Here is an 18,365-nt window from a genome sequence, read left to right as displayed (position 1 = left end):
GTGAAAGATGTTTGGCGCGCGTGCAGGGAATTTAAAAACTGCAGTTAACGCACTTGTTACGACCTTGGAGAAGGGCTTGGTTCCCGCTGAAATCTTCAATGATTCAGAGGTATTCGAGCAGGAGAAGGACCGGATCTTCGCCCGCTCATGGGTTTTTCTGACCCACACCTCGGAGATCCCCAGCCCGGGGGATTACGTGCTCCGCTACATCCTCAACAATGCCTTCATCGTGGTCCGGGGCGAGGATGGGATCGTGCGGGCCTTTCTGGACATGTGCCGCCACCGGGGCATGCGGGTCTGCCGGGCGGAGGCTGGCAACGCCAGCCACTTCCGCTGCCCCTTCCACGGCTGGACCTACCGCAACGACGGCCAGCTCATCGGTGTGCCCGCGGAACGGGAGGCCTTCGGCGATGGCTTTCACAAAGAGGAGTGGGGTCTTTTGCCCCTTCCGCGTCTGGAGGAGTTTGACGGGCTTCTCTTCGGAAACCTGGACCCAGGAGCACCTTCCTTAGTAGAGTGGCTGGGAGACGCCCGCTGGTACCTGGAACTTGTCACCAAGCGGAGCCCGGCCGGTCTCGAGGTCCTAGGCCCGCCTCAGCGCTTCGTGGTGAACACCGACTGGAAACTGGCTCTGGAAACCTTCATGAGTGACAGTTACCACACCCTCATGGCCCACCGCTCCCTCATCGAGCTGGGCATTGCTCCCCGGGATGCCAAATACGCCATGTACGGGGAGCAGATCCACATCCCGGGTAAAGGACACGGGGCCATGGTGGTGGGCGGGCCTCCTGGAGCCAAGCTCCCCCCTTTCTGGGGCTATCCGGAGGAGATGATGGAGCGGGCCAAGAGCTCCTACCCTACCCGGACACACTGGGAGGTGGCCAGAGAAACCCGCATCTTCCTTATCACTCTCTTCCCGAACTTCTCCCTCCACAACCCCATCCGCAAGCCAGACCACCTGTACCCTACCCCGGTACCCATGCTCACCTTCCGCGTCTGGCATCCCCTGGGACCGGGACGTATCGAAGTGATCTCCTGGGGGTTGGTGGAAAGAGACGCACCAGAATGGTTCAAGGAAAAAGCCCGCCACTCTTACATGCGCTTCTTCGGCTCCTCGGGTACCTTTGAGCAGGACGACACAGAGATCTGGTCCCACGTGGCCCAAAACGCGGGAAGTACCCTGGGGAGGAAACTCCTCTTCAACTACCAGATGGGACAGACCGTGGCATCAGACCCCAACTGGCCGGGCCCTGGGGTGGCCTACCCCATCAACTTCACCGACGAAAACCTGCGTAACTTCTACCGCCGCTACCTGGAGCTGATGCTGAGCTAGGAGATGCCTATGGACCTCACCCGGGAAATCCTGGATTTTCTCTATAGAGAAGCTGAACTCTTGGATGAGGGGCGCTACCGCGAGTGGCTCTCTCTGCTAACCGAGGACATCGTCTACCAGGTGCCGGTGCGGCTCACCCGTGAACGCCCTCCCCAGGGGGGGTACGGCGGTGTGAGCGAGCGGATGTTCCATTTGGACGAGGACCGCACCTCGTTAGAGATGCGGGTGGCCCGTCTAGAAACGGGCTTCGCCTGGGCCGAGGACCCCCCCTCCCGCCTGCGGCACTTTGTCACTAACGTCCGGGTGGAAGATCCGCAGGCCAAGGACCTAGGCCCAGAGGCGGTGGTGCGCTCCAATCTTCTCATCTTCCGTAGCCGCTGGGACCAACCCGAATTCACCTTCATCTCTGCCGCGCGGCAGGACGTGTTGCGCAAGGAGGAGGGGTCCTGGAAGCTGGCCCGCCGACTAGTCATCTTGGACCATAGCACTCTTCCCACCCACAACCTCAGCTTCTTTTTCTAGGGAGGTTCCTTGATTACCCTCAGCAACGAGTTCACCACGGTGACCATAGAGAAGATCCGAACGGGCAACGGCGAACGTTTGCGCATCTCCTCGTCACGGCTCGGCTACAGTATCGACCTGGACCCCCTCGAGCTCGAAGCGCTCACTTGGCAAAGAGTGGAAACCTTCTCTCGACTCCTCCACACCCCCTACGGCCCAGAAGAAGAGGGTGTGGAGGTACGCCCCTTCTCCGACCTGGTGCTGTTTGGAGGGGAGAATGCGTAGGGTACAGGTGGGCATCGTAGGTGCAGGGCCCGCAGGGTTGCTCCTCGCTCACCTTTTGCGGCGGGCAGGGGTGGAAGCGCTGATCCTCGAGGCCAGGAGCCGAGAGTACCTGGAAACCAGTCCCCACCGCATCCGAGCTGGTGTCTTGGAGTGGGGTACCAAGGAAATGGCTGTGATGGCAGGAGTAGGGGACCGGATGCTTCGGGAAGGCCTGGAGCACAAGGGCATCTACCTGGCCTTTGACAGAGCCCTCCAACACGTGAATTTCCAGATCTTAGCGGGACACGGGATATGGGTCTACGGCCAGCAGTACCTGGTGCGGGACCTGATCCACCACCACCTAGGGGCCGGGGGAGAGATTCTTTTTGAGCACGAGGTGGTGGGCCTGGAAAACCTGGAGGAAAACCCGGTGGTGGTTTACCGCACCCCAGAAGGTCAAGAAAAGCAGTTGGCCTGCGAGTTTGTCGTGGGAGCGGATGGCTCCCACAGCCTGGCAAGGCAGTGCATTCCCCAGGCCAAGCTGCACCAGAAGGCTTACCCCTTTGCCTGGCTCGGCATCCTGGCGGAAACCCGCCCGGCCGCAGAGGAGCTGATTTACGCCAGCCACGAGCGGGGCTTTGCCCTCTTCAGCATGCGTTCCCCTACCCTAGCCCGGAACTACCTCCAGGTGAGCCTGGAGGAGCGTCTGGAGCAGTGGCCAGAAGAGCGAATATGGGAGGAGCTCAATTTACGCTTGGGAGGAGTAGCCGAGGCTAGGCCTGGGACCATCCTGGAAAAAAGCCTCACCCCCATGCGTTCGCTGGTGGTGGAGCCCATGCAGCATGGCCGGTTTTTCCTAGTGGGGGATGCCGCCCACGTGGTACCCCCTACTGGGGCCAAGGGCATGAACCTGGCCTTTTGCGACGTGGCCGTGCTCTACCAGGCCCTCATGGCCTACTACCGAGACCAGGACAGAAGCCTCCTGGCCCGTTTTACCTCAGAGGCCCTTCGCCACGTATGGCAAGCTGAATTCTTCTCTTACTGGATGACCACTTTGCTTCACACCTTGCCCGACCCTTTTGAGGAGAAGTTACGTCAGGCCAAGCTCCGCCATCTAGCGGAAAGCCCCCATCTGCAACGCTTCCTGGCAGAAAACTACGTCGGCCTTTACACCAGTGGACGGTACGCAGGAAACCTGGGCAACTAGCGAACAGCTGAGGCAGAGGTCCGCGCGACGGATTCCTCATCCCCAAGCCACCCCAGAGGCCCGCATCCCCGCCTGGGCCGCGGCCAGGCGGGCGGTGAGCACCCGGAAGGGGCTTGCCGAGGTGTAGTCCAGGAGGTCGGCCACGAACCCCACGCTCCTGGCCTCCCCCCCGTGCTCCCCGCAAAGGCCGAGCTTCAGCCGGGGGTTGGCCCGCCTGCCCTCCTCCACCGCCAGCCGAAGCAACCTCCCCACCCCCTTCTCGTCCAGGCGCTCCGTGGGGTCAAAGGGGAAAAGCCCCTCCTCCACGTAGCGGGGGAGGAACCTCCCGGCGTCGTCCCGGGAGAGGCCGAAGGCCATCTGGGTGAGGTCGTTGGTGCCGAAGCTGAAGAAGTCCACCAGGGGGGCGATCTCCGCCGCCAGGAGCGCCGCCCGCGGGGTTTCGATCATGGTGCCGAAGGGGATGGGCCCGTACTCCTGGAAGACTTCCTCCGCCAGGGCCTTGGCCCGTTCCACCTCCTTGGGGTCGGCCACCAGGGGCACCATCACCTCGGGGCGGGGGTCAAGGCCTTCCTCCCTTAGCTCCTTCGCCGCCTCCAGGAGGGCCCTTAGCTGCATGCGGAAGATGTTCGGCCTGAGGAGTAAAAGCCGGATGCCCCGGAAGCCCAGCATAGGGTTCTGCTCCTCTAGGGCCTTGGCCCGCTCCAGAAGGACCTCCGCTTCCTCGTCCCCGGTCTCGGCCTGGGCCCTTAGCGCCTCGAGGGGAGGCAGGAACTCGTGGAGGGGCGGGTCCAGGAGGCGCACGGTCACGGGCAGGCCGTCCATGGCCCCGAGGATCCCCTTGAAGTCCTCCTTCTGGTAGGCGAAAAGCCGCTCCAGGGCCTCCCTCTCCTCCTCCTCCGTCTTGGCCAGGATGAGGCGACGCACCCAGGGGAGGCGCTCCTCCCCGAAGAACATGTGCTCCGTACGGCAAAGCCCGATCCCCTCCGCCCCGAACTCCCGGGCCCGGCGGGCGTCTTCGGGGGTGTCGGCGTTGGCCCTCACCCCCAGGCGCCGGTGGGGCTCGGCCCAGGCGAGGAGCCTCCTCAAGGCCTCCTCCTCCCCTCCCTCCACCAGGGGGACGGGGCCCAGGTAGACCTCCCCGGTGCTTCCGTCCAGGGCCAGGAGGTCCCCCTCGCGGACCTCCACCCCCCCCGCCAGGGCCCGTCCCTCGTGGGGCAGGACCCGGAGGGCCTCCGCCCCCACCACCGCGGGCACCCCCAGGCCCCGGGCCACCACCGCCGCGTGGGAGGTGAGGCCTCCCTTGGCGGTGAGGATGCCCTGGGAGAGGTACATCCCGGTGATGTCCTCCGGGGTGGTCTCGGGGCGCACCAGGATGGCAGGAAGCCCCTGGGCATTGAAGCGCTCCGCGGCCTCGTTGCTGAAGACCGCGTGGCCCACGGCGGCCCCGGGGCTGGCGGGAAGCCCTTTCAGGATAGGTTCAGGAGCCCGGTCCCGGTCCACCGCAGGCCGGAGGAGGCCGGGAAGGACGTTGGCCTCTACCCGCAAGACGGCCTCCTCCTTGGGGATGAGACCCTCCTCGGCCATCTCCACCGCGATCCTCACCGCTGCCTTGGCGGTGCGCTTCCCCGAGCGGGTCTGGAGGAGGAAAAGCCTCCCCCGTTCCACGGTGAATTCGAAGTCCTGCATGTCGCGAAAGTGGCGCTCCAGGAGGCCTGCCACCTCGTGGAGCTCCCGGTAGAGCTCGGGGGCGTAGTCCCGGAGACGCTCCAGGGGCTCTGGGGTGCGGATGCCCGCCACCACGTCCTCCCCTTGGGCGTTCCTGAGGTACTCCCCGTAGAGGCCCCGCTCCCCCGTGGCTGGGTTGCGGGTGAAGGCCACCCCGGTGCCCGAGTCCTCCCCCAGGTTGCCGAAGACCATGGCCTGGATCACCACCGCCGTGCCCAGGTCCTCGGGGATGCCGTAGATGCGGCGGTAGGTGCGGGCCCTGGGGTTTTGCCAGCTCCGGAAGACGGCCCGGATGGCCCCCTCTAGCTGGGCCCAGGGGTCCAGGGGAAAGGGGGTGCCCCGGGCCTCCAGGTGGCGCAGGTACTGGAAGCTGAGCTCCTCCAGGTCCTCGGGGGCAAGCTCCGCGTCCGTCCCCGCTCCCCGGCGGTCCTTGAGGGCGGCGAGCCCCGCCTCGAAGACCTCCGCCCCTTCCCCGAGGACCACCTCCCCGTACATGGCGAGGAGGCGGCGGAAGCTGTCCCAGGCGAAGCGAGGGTTGGCGGTGGCCCGGGCCAGGGCCTCCACCCCCTCGAGGGTGAGGCCCAGGTTGAGGATGGTGTCCATCATCCCGGGCATGGACACCGGGGCTCCGCTGCGCACGGAAACCAGGAGGGGAGGGGTAGCCCCCTCCCCCCTTCCGAAGCGCTTCCCGGTTAGGCCCTCCAGGGCCGCCATCTTGGCCCTTACCTCCTCCCAGAGGCCCGGTACCTCCCCCTCCCGCAGGAAGCGTCGGCAGGCCTCGGTGGCGATCACGAAGGCCGGGGGTACGGGCAGCCCCGCCTGGGCCATAGCCGCCAGGCCGTACCCCTTGCCCCCCAAAACCTCCCGGGAAAGCCCCCGGGCCTCGGCCAGTAAAACCGTGTAGGCGCCCATGCTCTTAGTCTCCTCCACTGGATGGAAGCGTGGAAAAGTGTAGCCAGCCCAGGGCTACACCGCCCCAACCCACCGGACCCTCCCCCACCCCGCGCCCCCGGGGAAGGGAGCCTTCCCGCGGACTCCGCCCGCGCAGGTTGGCGTCAGGGGCGCTGGGCGTCGTGCCGCCCCCCCCAAAGCCGCCTTTCCCCTTCCGGGGTGAGGAGGAAGGCGTTGCGGTCGTCGCGCATCTGGCGCTTGAGCAGCCGGACCACCTCCCTGCGGGCCTCCTTGTCCAGGACGGGAAAGAGGAGCTCGAAGCGGTTGTGGAAGTTGCGGGGCATGGCGTCGGCGCTGGTGAGGTAGACCCGCCAGGCTCCACCGGCGCGGAAGGCAGCCACCCGGGCGTGCTCCAGGAAGCGCCCCACCAGGCTTCTGGCCCGGAAGGCGGGGTGGAGCCGGGTCAGGGTGCTGCGCACCAGGAGGTCCACCCGTCCCCCGGCCTCCGCCGCCTGGACCAGGGCCTCCAGAATGACGGGATCGGTGAGGTGGTTGCACTTGAGGAGGATCCGCCCCTTAGGGTGGGCCTCGGCCAGGATCTCCCGCACCAAGAGGTCGCGGATGGCCTCCCCCGTCTGAAGGAGGGAAAGCCTAGGAGGGCGCTCCTCCCGCATGGCTAGGAAGAAGGCCCGCACCTCCCTCACCACCTCGGGCCGGGCGGTGAATAGGGAAAAGTCCGTGTAGAGGCGGCCGCTTTGCGGGTTGTAGTTCCCCGTGCCCAGGTGGACCGCCCCTCCCTCCTGGGTGAGGAGGAGGAGGGCCTTGGCGTGCACCTTGCGCTCAGGGAGGGGCAGGACCTCCACCCCGGCCCGGAGAAAGCGCAGGTACCAGTAGAGGTTCAAAAGCTCGTCGAAGCGGGCCCGCCCCTCCAGAAGGACATGCACCCGCTTTCCCGCCTGGGCCGCCTCCAAGAGGGCCTCGGCCAAGGGGTTCTCCTCCCCAATACGGTAGAGGGTGGCCCAGACCTCCTCCACCTCCGGGCGCAGGGCCTCCTTGGCGAAGCGCTCCACGGCGGCGTAGTCCTGGAAAGGGTGGTAGAGGAGGAGGTCCCTCTTGCCCAGGACCTCCCAGGGCGCCTTAAGAAAACGCCGGGGCTTTTCGGGGCGCAGGGGGGGAAAGCGCCACTCCGCTGGGCCCTCGGCCACCAGGCGCTCCACCAGAGTCAGGTTCAGGGGCGGGGGCAGGAGGAAGACCTCCTCGGGGAGAAGCCCTAAAGCACCCCTCAGGAGCGCCAGCGAAGCCTCAGGGAACCCTTCCTCCGCCACCAGCAAGGTGGCCAGGCCCTCCTGGCGGCCCTCGAGGGCCTGGGCCAGCTCGTCCCAGTCCGCCCGGGCCCGCTCGCTTTCCAGAAGCCGCAGCACCCGGAACTCGTAAAGGCCCTCCTTCTGGGGGAGGAAAAGGTCGCTCCGGGCCCGCATGAGGGCCCCCAGGCGCACGTACGCCCCCTCCCGGCCGGGCACGGGGAGGAGCCGGGGCAGGTCCTGGGGCAGCCGCACCAGGTAGCCCCGGGAGGCGAAGTAAAGGGCCCCGTGGGAGAGGTCGGCCGCCGCCTCCCAGGGGATGAGGTCGGTCTTGGGGGCCACCACCTCCCCCAGGTAGACGCGGAAGTAAAGCCAGTCCTCCTCGTCCAACTCCCCAGGCCCCAGAACCCTAAGCCTGGGGGCGGCCTCCTGAAGGAGGGCCAGGTAGCGGGCGTGGGCCAGGGAAGCCTGCTCCCGGGCCTCCCGCAGGAGGTCCAGATGCCCGGGCGTCCCCCGTCCCTGCAGGAAAGGCTTGGCGATGCGGGCGGCGAAAAACTCGTCCAGGTTGCGGTTCCAGATGGCCAGGAAACGCATCCTTTCCAGGAGGGGAAAGTCGCGCCGCTCGGTCTGCAGGAGCACGCGGCGGTTAAACTGGAGCCAGCTGGCCTCGGGAGTGGGATGCATCGGGATCAGATTACGCCTTGGCAAGGTCAGAAGGAGGTCAGGCTGCGGTCGCTAGCGGTGCTGGACCTGGGCTCGGGGACCTTCCGCCTGGTGGTCTTCCGCTACCGTCCGGGCCAAGCCTACGCCTTGGCCGACGAGCTGAGGGAGCCCGTGGCCCTAGGGGAGGGCCTGGCCCAGGGGCGGATCGCCCCCGTGGCCCTGGAACGGGGGCGGAAGGCCCTCCGGGCCTTCGCCGACTTCCTCGTCAGCCTGGGGGTGAAGGAGGTGGTCACCCTGGCCACCAGCGCAGCCCGGGAGGCGGAGAACGGGGGGCTGGTCCTGGAGGAGGCCCAAAGGCTCGGCCTGAACCCGCGCCTCCTCCCGGGGGAGGAGGAGGCCGCCTTGGGGGTGCTGGCGGTGGCCAACGCCCTTCCCCTGGGCGAGGCCCTGGTGGTGGACCAGGGGGGCGGGAGCGCCCAGGTCTCCCGCATGGAGGGGCGGGCCTTCCGCTTCGGCCGGGCCCTGCCCCTGGGGGCCCTGCGGCTCACCGAGGCCTTCTTGCGCAGCGACCCCCCGGCCAAGGCCGAGGTGAAGGCCCTGGAGGCCGAGGTCCTGCGCCAGCTCAAGACCCTGCCCCTGGAGGGGGGGGTTCCCCTGGCGGGCCTGGGGGGGAACCTGCGGGCCATCGCCCGGCTGGACCAGAGGCGGCGCCGCTACCCCCTGGACCTCCTCCACGGCTACTACCTGTCCCGGGAGAGGGTGGAGGAGCTTTACGGGGACCTCTTGCGCCTCCCCTTCCGGGCCCGGGCGGAGCTTTCCGGACTCCAACCCGACCGGGCCCGCACCCTGCCCGCCTCCTTGGCCTTCCTCCGGGCCCTCTTCCGGCACTTCCGCGCCCCCGGGCTTTGGCTGAGCGGGGTGGGGATCCGGGAGGGGGCCTTCTTCACCCGCTTCCTCCCCCCGCCCCACCTCCTCCCCGACCCCCGGGCCTTTGCCGTGGAGAACCTCTTCCAGCGCTACCCCTTCGCCCAGGAGCACCGGGAGCGGGTCAAGGCCCTGGCCCAGGCCCTTTTCCGGGAGCTACACCCCTTGCACCGCTACGGGCCGGAGGAGGAGAGGCTCCTCCTGGAGGCCGCCCACCTCCACGACATCGGCATGCACCTGGGCTACCACGAGCACCACAAGCACGGGGCCTACCTCCTCCTCTCCGAACCCCTCTTCGGCTTCGCCCACCGGGAGCAGGCCCTTCTGGCCCTCCTGGTGCGCTACCACCGCCGGGGAAACCCCACCCCCGGACCCCTCCGCCCCCTCCTGGAGCGGGGGGACGGCAAGCGCCTCCTGCGGCTCGCCGCCCTTTTGCGCCTGGCGGAGATGCTGGAGCGCACCCGGTCGGGTCGGGTGCGAGGGGTGCGGGCGGAGCTGGGGGAGCGGGTGCACCTCCGCCTCGAGGCCCCGGCTGAACCCTGGGTAGAGCTCCTGGAGGCGGGGAAGCAGGCCGGGCTCTTCTTGGAGGCCTTCGGGCTTCCCCTGGAGGTGGCGTGGGAAGGCTAAGCACCCCGTTGCGGCCTGGGCCACGAGGGGCCCCCAAGGGGGCCGTGGACGCGCCCTTTCTCCCTTACCGGGTGAGGCAGCTCCTGTGCATCGGCACCTAGGTGGGAAACCGGGGGCTCATCCTGGCAGGCGGGTTCTTCTCCATGATCCCCGTCCTCGTCCTCTTCGCCGTCTTCCAGCGCTACTTCGTGGAAGGGGTAAACGTGGGGGCGGTGAAGGAGTGAGATGCTTCCCCTCAAGGAAGACGACACCTACCTGGTCCTGAACGCGCGGGGCTTCGCCGAGGCGGGGGCCGAGGGCTTCTACCGCCACGACACCCGCTTTCTGGCCCGCTACCGCCTGGACCTGCCCGAGGGGCTCGGGCTTTTGGAAACCCGCTCGCCCCGGCCCGACCTCCTCCTCCAGGACTGGGCCCGCTTCCGGGGACCGGAGGGAGAGGTCCACCTGCGCCGGGAGCTCCGGGTGATGCGGGGGAGGGTGCTGGACCGCCTGGCCTTCCGGAACCTCTCCCGGGAGCCCCTGGAGCTGCGGGTAGGCTGGGAGGCGAGGGGCAGCTTTGAGGATCTGTTCCAGGCAAGAGGCTGGCACCCTCCCTCCGGGTCAGACCGGGGGCTGTCCTACCGGGCGGCGGACGGTGTGGAGCAGCGGGTGACCCTCTCCCCCCCACCCCCCGAGGGGGGTTTCCGGCTGCACCTGCCCCCCAAGGGGGAGGAGGCGCTGGTCCTGGAGGTAGGGCTGGAGAGCCCCCTCGAGGCCCAAGGCCACCTGCCCGGCTACGAGGCCTTCCTGAGGACCTTCCCCCAGGGGGAGGGGCCCTGGGAAGCCCCCCTGCGCCAGGCCCTTCTGGACCTCAGGGCCCTCCTCCTCGCCACCCCCGAGGGCCCGGTGCCCGCGGCGGGGATCCCCTGGTTCGTGGCCCCCTTCGGTCGGGACAGCCTCCTCACCGCCTTCATGCTCTTGCCCTGGGGGAAGGGGGTGGCCCAGGGGGTCCTGCGCTACCTGGCCCGCCGCCAGGGGGCGGTCTTCGACCCCTTCCGGGAGGAGGAGCCGGGGAAGATCCTGCACGAGGTGCGCCTGGGGGAGCTTTCCCGCACGGGGCGGGTGCCCTTCGCCCGCTACTTCGGCACCGTGGACGCCACCCCCCTCTTCCTGGTCCTCCTGGGCCGCTACCTGGACCTCACGGGGGACCTGGACCTGGTGCGGGAGCTCAGGCCCCACTGGGAGGCGGCCCTGGGCTGGCTGGAGGGGGCGGACCTGGACGGGGACGGCCTCCTGGAGTTCTCCCCCAGCGGGGCCGGGCTCACGGTCCACTCCTGGAAGGACTCCCACGACTCCCTGAGCCACGGGGACGGCCGCCTGGCCGAACCCCCCCTGGCGGTGAGCGAGGTGCAGGGGTACGCCTACGCGGCCCACCGGGCCGCCGCCGGCTTCTACCGGGCCCTGGGGGAGGAGGCCAGGGCCGAAGCGCAAGAGGCCCGGGCCCGGGAGCTCTTCCGGCTCATCCAGGAAAGGTTCTGGCTCCCCGAGCTCGCCACCTACGCCCTGGCCCTGGACCGCCGCAAGGAGCCCCTCCGGGTCAAGGCCTCCGACGCGGGCCACCTCCTCTGGGCGGGAGCGGTGCCCCCGGAGCGGGTGCCGGAGCTGGTGGGCACCCTCTTCTCGGAGGAGATGTGGTCCGGCTGGGGCCTGCGCACCCTGGGGAGCGGTGAGGTCCGCTACAACCCCCTCTCCTACCACAACGGCTCCGTCTGGCCCCACGACACCGCCCTTTTCGCCGGAGGGCTTTTCCGCTACGGCCTGAGGGAGGAGGGGGCGAGGGTGGCCGAGGCCCTTTTGGATCTGGCCCTCTCCCAGCCCGACCTGCGCCTCCCCGAGCTGGTGGGAGGGTTTCCCCGGGAGGCGGGCCTCCCCCCGGTGCCCTACCCCGTGGCCTGCCGCCCCCAGGCCTGGGACGCCGGGGCCTTGGTCTACCTCTACACCCTGCTGCGGGGCTTTAGGAACTGGTAGCCCGCCCGGGCGGAGGCCATCCTTGCACCTTACCTTCAGCGACCTTCCCCTATAATGGGCCTGAAGGCGATGGGGCCCGCCTAGAACCGCCCCCAAGGGCTGATGGCTCCTACCTCACGGGGTAGGAGCCTTTTTCCTGCCCCGGAAAGGAGGAACCCCGATGGACTGGAGCAGGGACGCTCCACACCGACGCCGCCTGGGTCGGGTTCCTGGCGGGGGTGGGCAGCGTGGTCCTCGCCTTCCTGGCCGGGGCGGGGCTGGATCCAAAGACCCTGGGGCGGAGCTGGAAGGAGGCCTTCGGGATCGGCCTAGCGGGGTTTTTCGCCCCCTTCCTGGGGGCGGCCTGGCCTGCCCACGCCCTGCTGGGCTGGGACGCCCGGGCCAGCTGGCTCGCCGGGGTGGCCCTCTCCACCACCAGCGTGGCCGTGGTGCACGCGGTGATGCTGGAGCTGGGCCTCAACCGAACCCCCTTCGGCAAGGTGATCCTGGCGGCCTGCTTCTGGACCCGCCCCCGGACCTCCTCCTCTGGCTTTTGGGCCAGCTCCCCCTGCCGGAACTCCTGGCCCTTTTCCCCCAGGATCCCCGGGGGGAGAAGGCGGCCCGGGCCCTGGCCGAATGGGGTAGCTTCCTGGGGTTTTGGGAACTGGAGGAAAATAGGATAGAGGGGAGGTAAGCCCATGCGCATCCTGATCCTAAGCGACCTTCACGGCAACACCTGGGCCCTGCAGGCCGTCTTGCAGGCCGCCGGGCAGGTGGACGCGGTCCTCTTCGCCGGGGACGCGGTGAAAAGCCTTCCCCTCTATGCCGTGTGGGCCGCGGACGGCACCCGCTTCGCCCTGGTGCACGGGAGCTTGCGGGACCCCCTCTACGACTACCGCCCTAACCCTAAGGCCGGGGACGAGGCTCTCTTGGAAGCAGCGCAAACCCTGCGGGCTGAGGTGGTGGTCTTCGGCCACACCTACCTGCCCTCTGTGCGGCGCATCGGGGAGAAGCTCTTCGTCAACCCGGGTTCCGCGGGCCAGCCCCTGGACAGGGACCCCCGGGCCAGCTTCGCCCTCTACGAGGACGGCCGGGCCCGGCTGGAGCGGGTGGAGTACGACCTGAAAGGGCTCCTGCAGCCCTTGGAGGCCATGCCCCTGGACCCTGGGCGCAAGGAGGAGCTCCGCCTCCTCTACCCAGAGGCGAGGTGAAGCCATGCGCCTTACCGGGGGAGCCAAGCTGCTCAGGGTCTTCGTGGGGGAGTCGGACCGCTACCAGGGGCGGCCCGTCTACGAGGCCCTCATCCTGGCGGCCGAGGAGCGGGGGCTGGCGGGGGCCTCGGCCTTCAAAGGCTTCATGGGCTACGGGGCCCACTCCCGGGTGCACAGCCCCAAGATCCTCCAGCTCTCCGAAGACCTACCGGTGATGGTGGAGATCGTGGACACGGAGGAGAAGATCCAAGCCTTCCTGCCGGCGCTGGAGGGGATCGTGCGCGAGGGGCTGGTGACCTTAGAGAACGTGGAGGTCATCCGCTACCTCCCGGAGGAACGATGAACGCGGCCTGGCGGTTCGTGGCGGCCATCGGCCTGGTGAGCCTCCTGGCCGACCTCACCTACGAGGGAGGGCGGAGCATCTCCGGAGCCTTTTTGGGCTCCCTGGGGGCCACGGCGGCCCTGGTGGGCTTTGTGGCGGGCTTCGGGGAGTTTTTGGGCTACCTGGTGCGCCTGGCCTCGGGGCGGCTGGCGGACCGTTTCCGCCTCCACTGGCCCCTCCTCTACGTGGGGTACGCCGCCAACCTGCTGGCGGTCCCCGCCTTGGCCCTGGCCCAAGGCGTCCAAGGAGCGGGCCTCCTCCTTTTTCTGGAGCGCTTCGGCAAGGGCCTGCGGACCCCGGCCCGGGACGCCCTCCTGGCCCGGGCTGGGGAGCAGGTGGGGCACGGGAAGGCCTTCGGGGTGCACGAGACCCTGGACCAGCTGGGAGCCTTTCTGGGGCCTCTCCTGGTGGCCCTGGGGGTGGCCCTGGGGGGGTACCGGTTGGGCTTCGCCCTCCTCCTGATCCCCGCCCTCCTGGCCCTCCTGGTCCTCTCCCAGGCCCGGGGCCTCGAGCCCAAGGCGGCCCCCCAGCCCAAGGATGGGCGCCTGCCCCCGGGGTTTCCCCTTTACCTTCTCTACGGGGCCCTCTTCGCCCTGGGCCTGGTGCACTTCCAGATCCTGGGGTTCCACCTGGAGCGCTCCGGGGCTCCTGGGGCCCAGATCCCCCTCTTCTACGCCCTGGCCATGGGGGCGGACGCCCTCTTCGCCCTATTCGGAGGGCTCCTCTTCGACCGCCTGGGCCTCAAGACCCTTCTCCTCGCTCCCCTCCTGGCCCTGGGGGGCTCTCCCCTCCTCCTGAGCGGAACCCCAGGGCTTTGGTGGGCGGGGAGCCTGCTTTGGGGCGGGGCCCTGGGCCTGCAGGAGAGCGTGATGCGGGCCGGGGTGGGGCGGCTTTCCGGGGGGTCGGCCTTCGCCTACGGGGTCTTCGACACCGCCTTTGGCCTGGCCTGGCTCCTGGGGAGCGTGGCCATGGGCCTCCTCTACGACCGTTCCCCGGGTTGGGTGGTGGCCTTCGCCGTGGTTGCGGAAGCCCTGGCCCTGTTGCCCCTGGCCCTGCTTCTCTACCGCGAAAGGAGGTAAGGCATGTGGCCCTTCGGTCGCAAGCCGAGCCCGAAGCCGCAGAAGCCCGAGGAAGGGCGGCTCGCCGAGCTCGCTGCGGAGCTGGCTAAGGCTCAGGAGGAGATCGCTTTCCTGAAGCGGTGGGGGATGGCCGCGGGGTCCAAGGCCAGCCCTTGGGCCAGCACCTTGCGGACCACCTCCAGGAGGTAGGCATCCCCCTCGGCCATGGCTTCCAGGACCGTTCCCAGGCCCAGGTCATGCTCCACCTCCTCCCAGGCGTGGGGTAGCGGGAGGCTTAGGTCCAGGTCCCCTTTGGGGTGCAGCAGCCCTACCCTCATGGCGCCCTCCCCAGGCGTTCCTTCAGGGCCTCGTAGGTGAGGCCGTGCTTGGCGGCCAGGGCCAGGGCGTAGGCCTTGCCGTCCGCCGGTCGCTCCACGATGCGGAAGGTGCGGCGGGCGGGGTCTTGGGGGTCCACCTCCGCCACCAGGCTCTTGGTGCCCGGCAGGCGGGCCAGCTCGTCCAAAAAGGTTACCAGCACCGCGAGGCTCCCTTTTTCCCGGATCCTTTCCACGAGGAAGCGGCCGATAAAGTGGGCGTCCTCGAGGGCGGCCGAGGCCAGGGGCTCGTTGAGGAGGAGGAGGGAGCGCTCCGTGGCCAGGTCCAGCATCCCCTTGAGGCGCAGGAGGTCCGCCTCCAGCTTGCTCCTAAGGTCCTCGGGGTTCTCCCGGGCCTCGAAGTGGGTGAGGATGCGGTCGGGCACCGCAAGCCGGGCCTTTCTGCCCGGCACGGGGAGGCCCAGGGCGAAGAGGTGGTGGAGCTGGCCCACCATGCGGATGAAGGTGGTCTTGCCCCCCTGGTTGGGACCGGTGACCACCAGGATCCTCTCCCCGTCCAGGCGGAACCCGTTGGGCACCGGCCTCTTCCCCTCGGCCACCAGCCTGGCGGTGAGGACCAGGTCAAAGGCCTCCTGGACAAAGAAAGGCGGTTTTCCCGCCGGCTCGGGGTAGGTAAAGGGAAGCCCTGCGGCCCGCAAGGGGGCGACGAAGTCCAAGTAGGCCAGGAGGAAGCGGGCTTCCCGCTGCAGACGGCCAAGGACGGGGTCCAGGAAGTCCCGGTGCCCCTCGTGGAAAGCCCGGAGCTGGGCGAAGGCTTCCGGGAAGAGGAGGGCCAGGTGGTCCAGGAGCCACTCCTCCACGTGGTTGAGCCAAGGTCCCTGGGGAAGTTCCGGCTCCCAGAGGTGGGCCAGGGCGGGGCTGAGGAAGGGGCGGAAGGTCTCCACCACCCGCTTTCCGTAGTCCGCCTCCCCCTGGTAGACCCGCACGGTGAGGCGCCCCTCGTGCACGTGCAGGACATAGCGCACCCCTGAGAGCTGCTCGAGGCTTTCCCGGGCTTCCTCCCGAAGCTCCCGGAAACCAGGCCCCCTCAGGTAGGCCTCCAGATAGGCTGCGTACCCCTTGAGCCCGGAGGAGCGGAGAGGGGCCACCCCCCAGGCGCGGCCCAGGGCCTCCACCGCCTCCAGGTAGGCCTGGGCCCCCTGGAGATGGTACAGGGCCTTCTGCCAGGGGTGGCGGGCCCTTTCCGCAAGCCCTAGCAGGGCATGGACCTTCTCCATAGCCCGCAGGTAAGCCCGTAAGGGAGCGGCCCCTGCGGGCTCCTCCAGCTCCTGGGCCACCCGTTGGCGGTAGACCACCTCCTCCTCCAGAACCGGGGGCCTGCGGAAATAAGCCTCCAAGCCCCAACTTCCCTGGGGTGCCAGAACCAGACCTTCTAGCGCATCCAGGTGCAGATCGGGAAAGCAGGCGGGGACCCCTTCTTCCCTAAGCTCCAGCCCCCCGGGCCAGAGCAAGCTAGGCGCCTCAGCCCCCGTTACTTGCCTCCGGATCATCCTCACCTCCAAGCGAAAGACTCCTACCGGATTCACCGGTAGGAGTCATCAGCCCTTCTTCGGGCGCTTCAGGCGGACTCCATCGCCCTAGCCCAGTATACCTCCCTCAGGGCTTCTTGGGGGCTAGAGGGGCCTTGGCCGGAACGGCTGCCAGGTTGCCGTCCCCACCGATGGCTAGGCAGCCCGCCTCGAGAAGGGCAGCGCGGGCCTCAGGAATACCTTCCCCGACCCTCCCACCGCCCCTGCAGGCGGGCGAAGATCTCCGCCACCTTGGCCTTGGGCAGGATCACCTGCTCGGTGCGGCCCCGGCCAATGAGGTCCCCGAGCTCGTTGTAGGCCTCCATGGTGGCGTGGACCCGGTTGCCCTCGGTGCCCTCGTGGCGGGCCACGATGCGCACCCGCATCCCCGGGAGGGCCGAGGCCAGGTGGCGCACCTCCACGTAACTCCCGATCCCCTCCTCTCCCTCCTCCAGGAAGGGGAGGATGATCTTGCGCCCCGCCAGCTCCATGTGCTTGGCCATCCAGTAGGTGGCGTAGACCGGGTGCACGGGGCCGAGCTCCTCGAAGTCCACGGTCATGGCCTCCGTGACCACGGTTTCGAAGGTGGCCGTGTACCCCGGGGGAATAGGGCGCATGGCTAGGCCTTCCTCAGGTCCAAGACCCGGCGGAGCTTCCCCCCTTCGCTCCGGGGAGCCTCGCCGGGGGCCAGGAGGCTGACCTTCACGGTGACGCCGATGGTGTCCTTGACCTTGTGGGCCACCTTTTCCCTGAGGGCGTGGAGGCGGTGGTCCGCCTCGATGACCTCGTCGGAGAGAGCTTTCTTGCCGATCTCCTGGAAGAAGCGCTCGGATACCTCCACCTTGAGCTCGGCCTCGTCCAGGGTGCCCTCCCGTCGCACCACGATCTGGTAGTAGGGCTCCACCTCGGGGATGCCCAGGAGGACCGCCTCCACCTGGGTGGGGTAGACGTTCACCCCGCGGATGATGAGCATGTCGTCGGTGCGGCCCAGAATGGGGCCCATGCGCACGTGGGTGCGCCCGCAGGAGCAGGGCTCACGGGTGAGGAAGGTGAGGTCCCCGGTCCAGTAGCGCAGGAGGGGCAGGGCCTCCTTGGTGAGGGTGGTGAAGACCAAAACGCCCACCTTCCCCTCGGGGAGGGGCTCGCCGGTTTGCGGGTCCACCACCTCGGGGAGGAAGTGGTCCTCCCAGATGTGGCTGCCCTGGCGCTCCTCCACGCACTCGTTGGCCACCCCGGGGCCGATGATTTCGGAAAGCCCGTAGATGTTGGTGCTCCGCACCCCAAGCCCCTCGTCCACCTGCTTGCGGATGGCCTCCGTCCAGGGCTCGGCCCCGAGAACGGCGTACTCCAGGGAAAGCTCCTCCGGGGCCACCCCCCGCTTCCGGAACTCCTCCGCCAGGGTCTGGGCGTAGGAGGGGGTGCAGGAGATCACCTCCGGGCGGAAGTCCTGGATGAGCATGAGTTGCCGCTCGGTCATGCCGCCGGAGACCGGGACCACCGTCATCCCCAAGGCCTCCGCCCCCCCGTGCAGGCCCAAGCCCCCTGTGAAAAGCCCGTAGCCATAGGCGTTGTGGAGCATCATGCCCGGCCTGGCCCCCGCCGCCGCCAGGGAGCGGGCCACCACCTCGGCGAAGACCCCGAGATCCTTCTTGGTGTAGCCCACCACCGTGGGCTTACCCGTGGTGCCGCTAGAGGCGTGGATGCGGGCCACCTCTTCCCGGGGCACGGCGAAGAGGCCGAAGGGGTAGTGCTCCCGCAGGTGGTCCTTCTTGGTGAAGGGAAACCTGGGGAGGTCCTCCAGACCCCGCACCGCTTCAGGGCCTATCCCGGCCTCGTCCATAAGGTGCCGGTAGAAGGGTACCCGGGCGTACACATAGGCCACGATCCGCTTCAGCCTTTCCCCCTGCAGCGTCCTCAGGGTTTCCCGGGGCAGGGTTTCCAGCTCCGGCTGGTACATCATCCCTCCTCACCTCCTAGCCGAAAAACCGTTCCCGTAAAGAGAGCGATGGCCTTGCCCTCGGAAAGGAGCTCTACCTGGTAGGTGGCCGTGCGCCGGGAGAGGTTCACCTCCTTCGCCCTAGCCTCCACCTCTGCCCCCGGAAGGAGGGGGCGGAAGTAATCCATGCGGCAGGAGAGGGCCACGGCCGGCCCTCGGGAGTTGGAGGCCAGGGCGAAGGCGCTGTCCGCCAGGGCGTAGAGAAACCCCCCGTGAACGGTGCCGTGAAGGTTGAGGTGCCCCTCCCCCACCACCCCGGCCACCACCGCCTCCCCCGGGGCCAGATGGCGCACCTTAAGGCCCAGGGTTTCCATGAAGGGATCCGTCAACGGCCCACCTCCTCCACCCCGGGGGCAGGCTCAAGCCTCCCCTCCGGAAGCCTCCGGCAGGCCC

At 68.6% G+C, this 18,365-nt stretch carries 15 protein-coding genes, 3 pseudogenes and 2 riboswitches; of the genes and pseudogenes, 11 read left to right on the top strand and 7 right to left on the bottom strand.

Going from position 1 to position 18,365, the window contains the following annotated elements; genetic code table 11:
• The first annotated feature begins 7 nt into the window (after window positions 1-7).
• The 4 genes from ETP66_RS10215 to ETP66_RS10200 are packed head-to-tail and all read left to right on the top strand — an operon-like array spanning window position 8 to window position 3,305.
• A complete protein-coding gene (locus ETP66_RS10215; RefSeq protein ID WP_130842516.1) occupies window positions 8-1,333 on the top strand; it encodes an aromatic ring-hydroxylating dioxygenase subunit alpha in 1,326 nt (441 codons plus the stop codon).
• A gap of 9 nt (window positions 1,334-1,342) precedes the next feature.
• Window positions 1,343-1,855, top strand: coding sequence for an aromatic-ring-hydroxylating dioxygenase subunit beta (locus ETP66_RS10210; RefSeq protein ID WP_130842515.1), 513 nt, complete (start codon window positions 1,343-1,345; stop codon window positions 1,853-1,855).
• Between the two features lie 9 nt (window positions 1,856-1,864).
• Window positions 1,865-2,119, top strand: a complete 255-nt coding sequence (locus ETP66_RS10205; RefSeq protein WP_130842514.1) for a dihydrodiol dehydrogenase — start codon at window positions 1,865-1,867, stop codon at window positions 2,117-2,119.
• Window positions 2,112-3,305 (top strand): 4-hydroxybenzoate 3-monooxygenase, encoded by a 1,194-nt coding sequence (locus ETP66_RS10200; protein ID WP_130842513.1) that lies wholly within the window; start codon window positions 2,112-2,114, stop codon window positions 3,303-3,305. Before ETP66_RS10205 ends, ETP66_RS10200 begins: the two co-directional genes overlap by 8 nt.
• 36 nt (window positions 3,306-3,341) lie before the next feature.
• Here ETP66_RS10200 and ppdK read toward each other — a convergent pair whose 3' ends face one another.
• Both ppdK and ETP66_RS10190 read right to left on the bottom strand, forming a co-directional pair.
• The gene (gene ppdK, locus ETP66_RS10195; RefSeq protein WP_130842512.1) at window positions 3,342-5,942 is read right to left on the bottom strand and encodes a pyruvate, phosphate dikinase; all 2,601 of its coding nucleotides are present in this window, start codon (window positions 5,940-5,942) and stop codon (window positions 3,342-3,344) included.
• 143 nt (window positions 5,943-6,085) lie between these two features.
• Window positions 6,086-7,906, bottom strand: coding sequence for a polyphosphate kinase (locus ETP66_RS10190; RefSeq protein ID WP_130842511.1), 1,821 nt, complete (start codon window positions 7,904-7,906; stop codon window positions 6,086-6,088).
• Between ETP66_RS10190 and ETP66_RS10185 the strand changes: the two genes are divergently transcribed.
• The 7 genes and pseudogenes from ETP66_RS10185 (at window position 7,901) to ETP66_RS10155 (ending at window position 14,094) form a co-directional block, all read left to right on the top strand.
• Window positions 7,901-9,436 (top strand): Ppx/GppA phosphatase family protein, encoded by a 1,536-nt coding sequence (locus ETP66_RS10185; RefSeq protein ID WP_130842510.1) that lies wholly within the window; start codon window positions 7,901-7,903, stop codon window positions 9,434-9,436. The genes ETP66_RS10190 and ETP66_RS10185 overlap by 6 nt on opposite strands.
• A 101-nt stretch (window positions 9,437-9,537) precedes the next feature.
• Window positions 9,538-9,660: pseudogene (locus tag ETP66_RS12460) on the top strand (hypothetical protein); the annotation flags it as partial.
• A 1-nt stretch (window position 9,661) separates the two neighbouring features.
• Entirely contained in the window at window positions 9,662-11,443 is a 1,782-nt protein-coding gene (locus ETP66_RS10175; RefSeq protein ID WP_130842509.1) for a glycogen debranching N-terminal domain-containing protein, read from the top strand.
• Between the two features lie 56 nt (window positions 11,444-11,499).
• Window positions 11,500-11,562, top strand: a riboswitch (Fluoride riboswitch).
• An 87-nt stretch (window positions 11,563-11,649) separates the two neighbouring features.
• Window positions 11,650-12,105 (top strand): annotated as a pseudogene (locus ETP66_RS12285) (cation:proton antiporter); the annotation flags it as partial.
• Window positions 12,106-12,120: 15 nt separating this feature from the next.
• Window positions 12,121-12,633, top strand: a complete 513-nt coding sequence (locus tag ETP66_RS10165; RefSeq protein WP_130842508.1) for a metallophosphoesterase family protein — start codon at window positions 12,121-12,123, stop codon at window positions 12,631-12,633.
• A gap of 4 nt (window positions 12,634-12,637) precedes the next feature.
• On the top strand, window positions 12,638-12,976 hold the full coding sequence (locus ETP66_RS10160) for a DUF190 domain-containing protein (protein WP_130842507.1): 339 nt from the start codon (window positions 12,638-12,640) through the stop codon (window positions 12,974-12,976).
• Window positions 12,973-14,094 (top strand): MFS transporter, encoded by a 1,122-nt coding sequence (locus ETP66_RS10155; protein ID WP_130842506.1) that lies wholly within the window; start codon window positions 12,973-12,975, stop codon window positions 14,092-14,094. Before ETP66_RS10160 ends, ETP66_RS10155 begins: the two co-directional genes overlap by 4 nt.
• Window positions 14,095-14,186: 92 nt before the next feature.
• Here ETP66_RS10155 and ETP66_RS10150 read toward each other — a convergent pair whose 3' ends face one another.
• The 5 genes and pseudogenes from ETP66_RS10150 to paaI all read right to left on the bottom strand — a co-directional run.
• Window positions 14,187-14,411, bottom strand: a complete 225-nt coding sequence (locus ETP66_RS10150; RefSeq protein WP_130842505.1) for a hypothetical protein — start codon at window positions 14,409-14,411, stop codon at window positions 14,187-14,189.
• Window positions 14,408-15,805 (bottom strand): MutS-related protein, encoded by a 1,398-nt coding sequence (locus ETP66_RS10145; protein ID WP_130842504.1) that lies wholly within the window; start codon window positions 15,803-15,805, stop codon window positions 14,408-14,410. Before ETP66_RS10145 ends, ETP66_RS10150 begins: the two co-directional genes overlap by 4 nt.
• Before the next feature lie 185 nt (window positions 15,806-15,990).
• Window positions 15,991-16,054, bottom strand: a riboswitch (Fluoride riboswitch).
• Window positions 16,055-16,167: 113 nt separating this feature from the next.
• Window positions 16,168-16,593 carry a thioesterase family protein gene (locus tag ETP66_RS10140; protein ID WP_130842503.1) on the bottom strand — a complete coding sequence of 142 codons (426 nt, stop codon included), beginning with the start codon at window positions 16,591-16,593 and terminating at the stop codon, window positions 16,168-16,170.
• Window positions 16,594-16,595: 2 nt separating this feature from the next.
• Window positions 16,596-17,933, bottom strand: a complete 1,338-nt coding sequence (locus ETP66_RS10135) for a phenylacetate--CoA ligase family protein (RefSeq protein WP_130842502.1) — start codon at window positions 17,931-17,933, stop codon at window positions 16,596-16,598.
• Window positions 17,902-18,301, bottom strand: a pseudogene (gene paaI / locus ETP66_RS10130) (hydroxyphenylacetyl-CoA thioesterase PaaI); the annotation flags it as partial. The gene ETP66_RS10135 and the pseudogene paaI, both read right to left, overlap by 32 nt.
• Window positions 18,302-18,365: the final 64 nt, after the last annotated feature.

It is taken from the genome of Thermus thermamylovorans (assembly GCF_004307015.1).
Classification (GTDB): Bacteria; Deinococcota; Deinococci; order Deinococcales; family Thermaceae; genus Thermus; species Thermus thermamylovorans.
The sequence above is the reverse complement of the archived record's forward strand: the minus strand, read 5'-3'. Positions and strand labels throughout refer to the sequence as shown.

Coding starts and splice junctions, on each gene's coding strand:
- ETP66_RS10215 (WP_130842516.1), top strand. CDS start 8: ATGTTTGGCGCGCGTGCAGGGAATTTAAAAACTGCAGTTAACGCACTT.
- ETP66_RS10210 (WP_130842515.1), top strand. CDS start 1,343: ATGGACCTCACCCGGGAAATCCTGGATTTTCTCTATAGAGAAGCTGAA.
- ETP66_RS10200 (WP_130842513.1), top strand. CDS start 2,112: ATGCGTAGGGTACAGGTGGGCATCGTAGGTGCAGGGCCCGCAGGGTTG.
- ppdK (WP_130842512.1), bottom strand. CDS start 5,942: ATGGGCGCCTACACGGTTTTACTGGCCGAGGCCCGGGGGCTTTCCCGG.
- ETP66_RS10185 (WP_130842510.1), top strand. CDS start 7,901: ATGCATCGGGATCAGATTACGCCTTGGCAAGGTCAGAAGGAGGTCAGG.
- ETP66_RS10190 (WP_130842511.1), bottom strand. CDS start 7,906: ATGCATCCCACTCCCGAGGCCAGCTGGCTCCAGTTTAACCGCCGCGTG.
- ETP66_RS10175 (WP_130842509.1), top strand. CDS start 9,662: ATGCTTCCCCTCAAGGAAGACGACACCTACCTGGTCCTGAACGCGCGG.
- ETP66_RS10165 (WP_130842508.1), top strand. CDS start 12,121: ATGCGCATCCTGATCCTAAGCGACCTTCACGGCAACACCTGGGCCCTG.
- ETP66_RS10160 (WP_130842507.1), top strand. CDS start 12,638: ATGCGCCTTACCGGGGGAGCCAAGCTGCTCAGGGTCTTCGTGGGGGAG.
- ETP66_RS10155 (WP_130842506.1), top strand. CDS start 12,973: ATGAACGCGGCCTGGCGGTTCGTGGCGGCCATCGGCCTGGTGAGCCTC.
- ETP66_RS10150 (WP_130842505.1), bottom strand. CDS start 14,411: ATGAGGGTAGGGCTGCTGCACCCCAAAGGGGACCTGGACCTAAGCCTC.
- ETP66_RS10140 (WP_130842503.1), bottom strand. CDS start 16,593: ATGCGCCCTATTCCCCCGGGGTACACGGCCACCTTCGAAACCGTGGTC.
- ETP66_RS10135 (WP_130842502.1), bottom strand. CDS start 17,933: ATGTACCAGCCGGAGCTGGAAACCCTGCCCCGGGAAACCCTGAGGACG.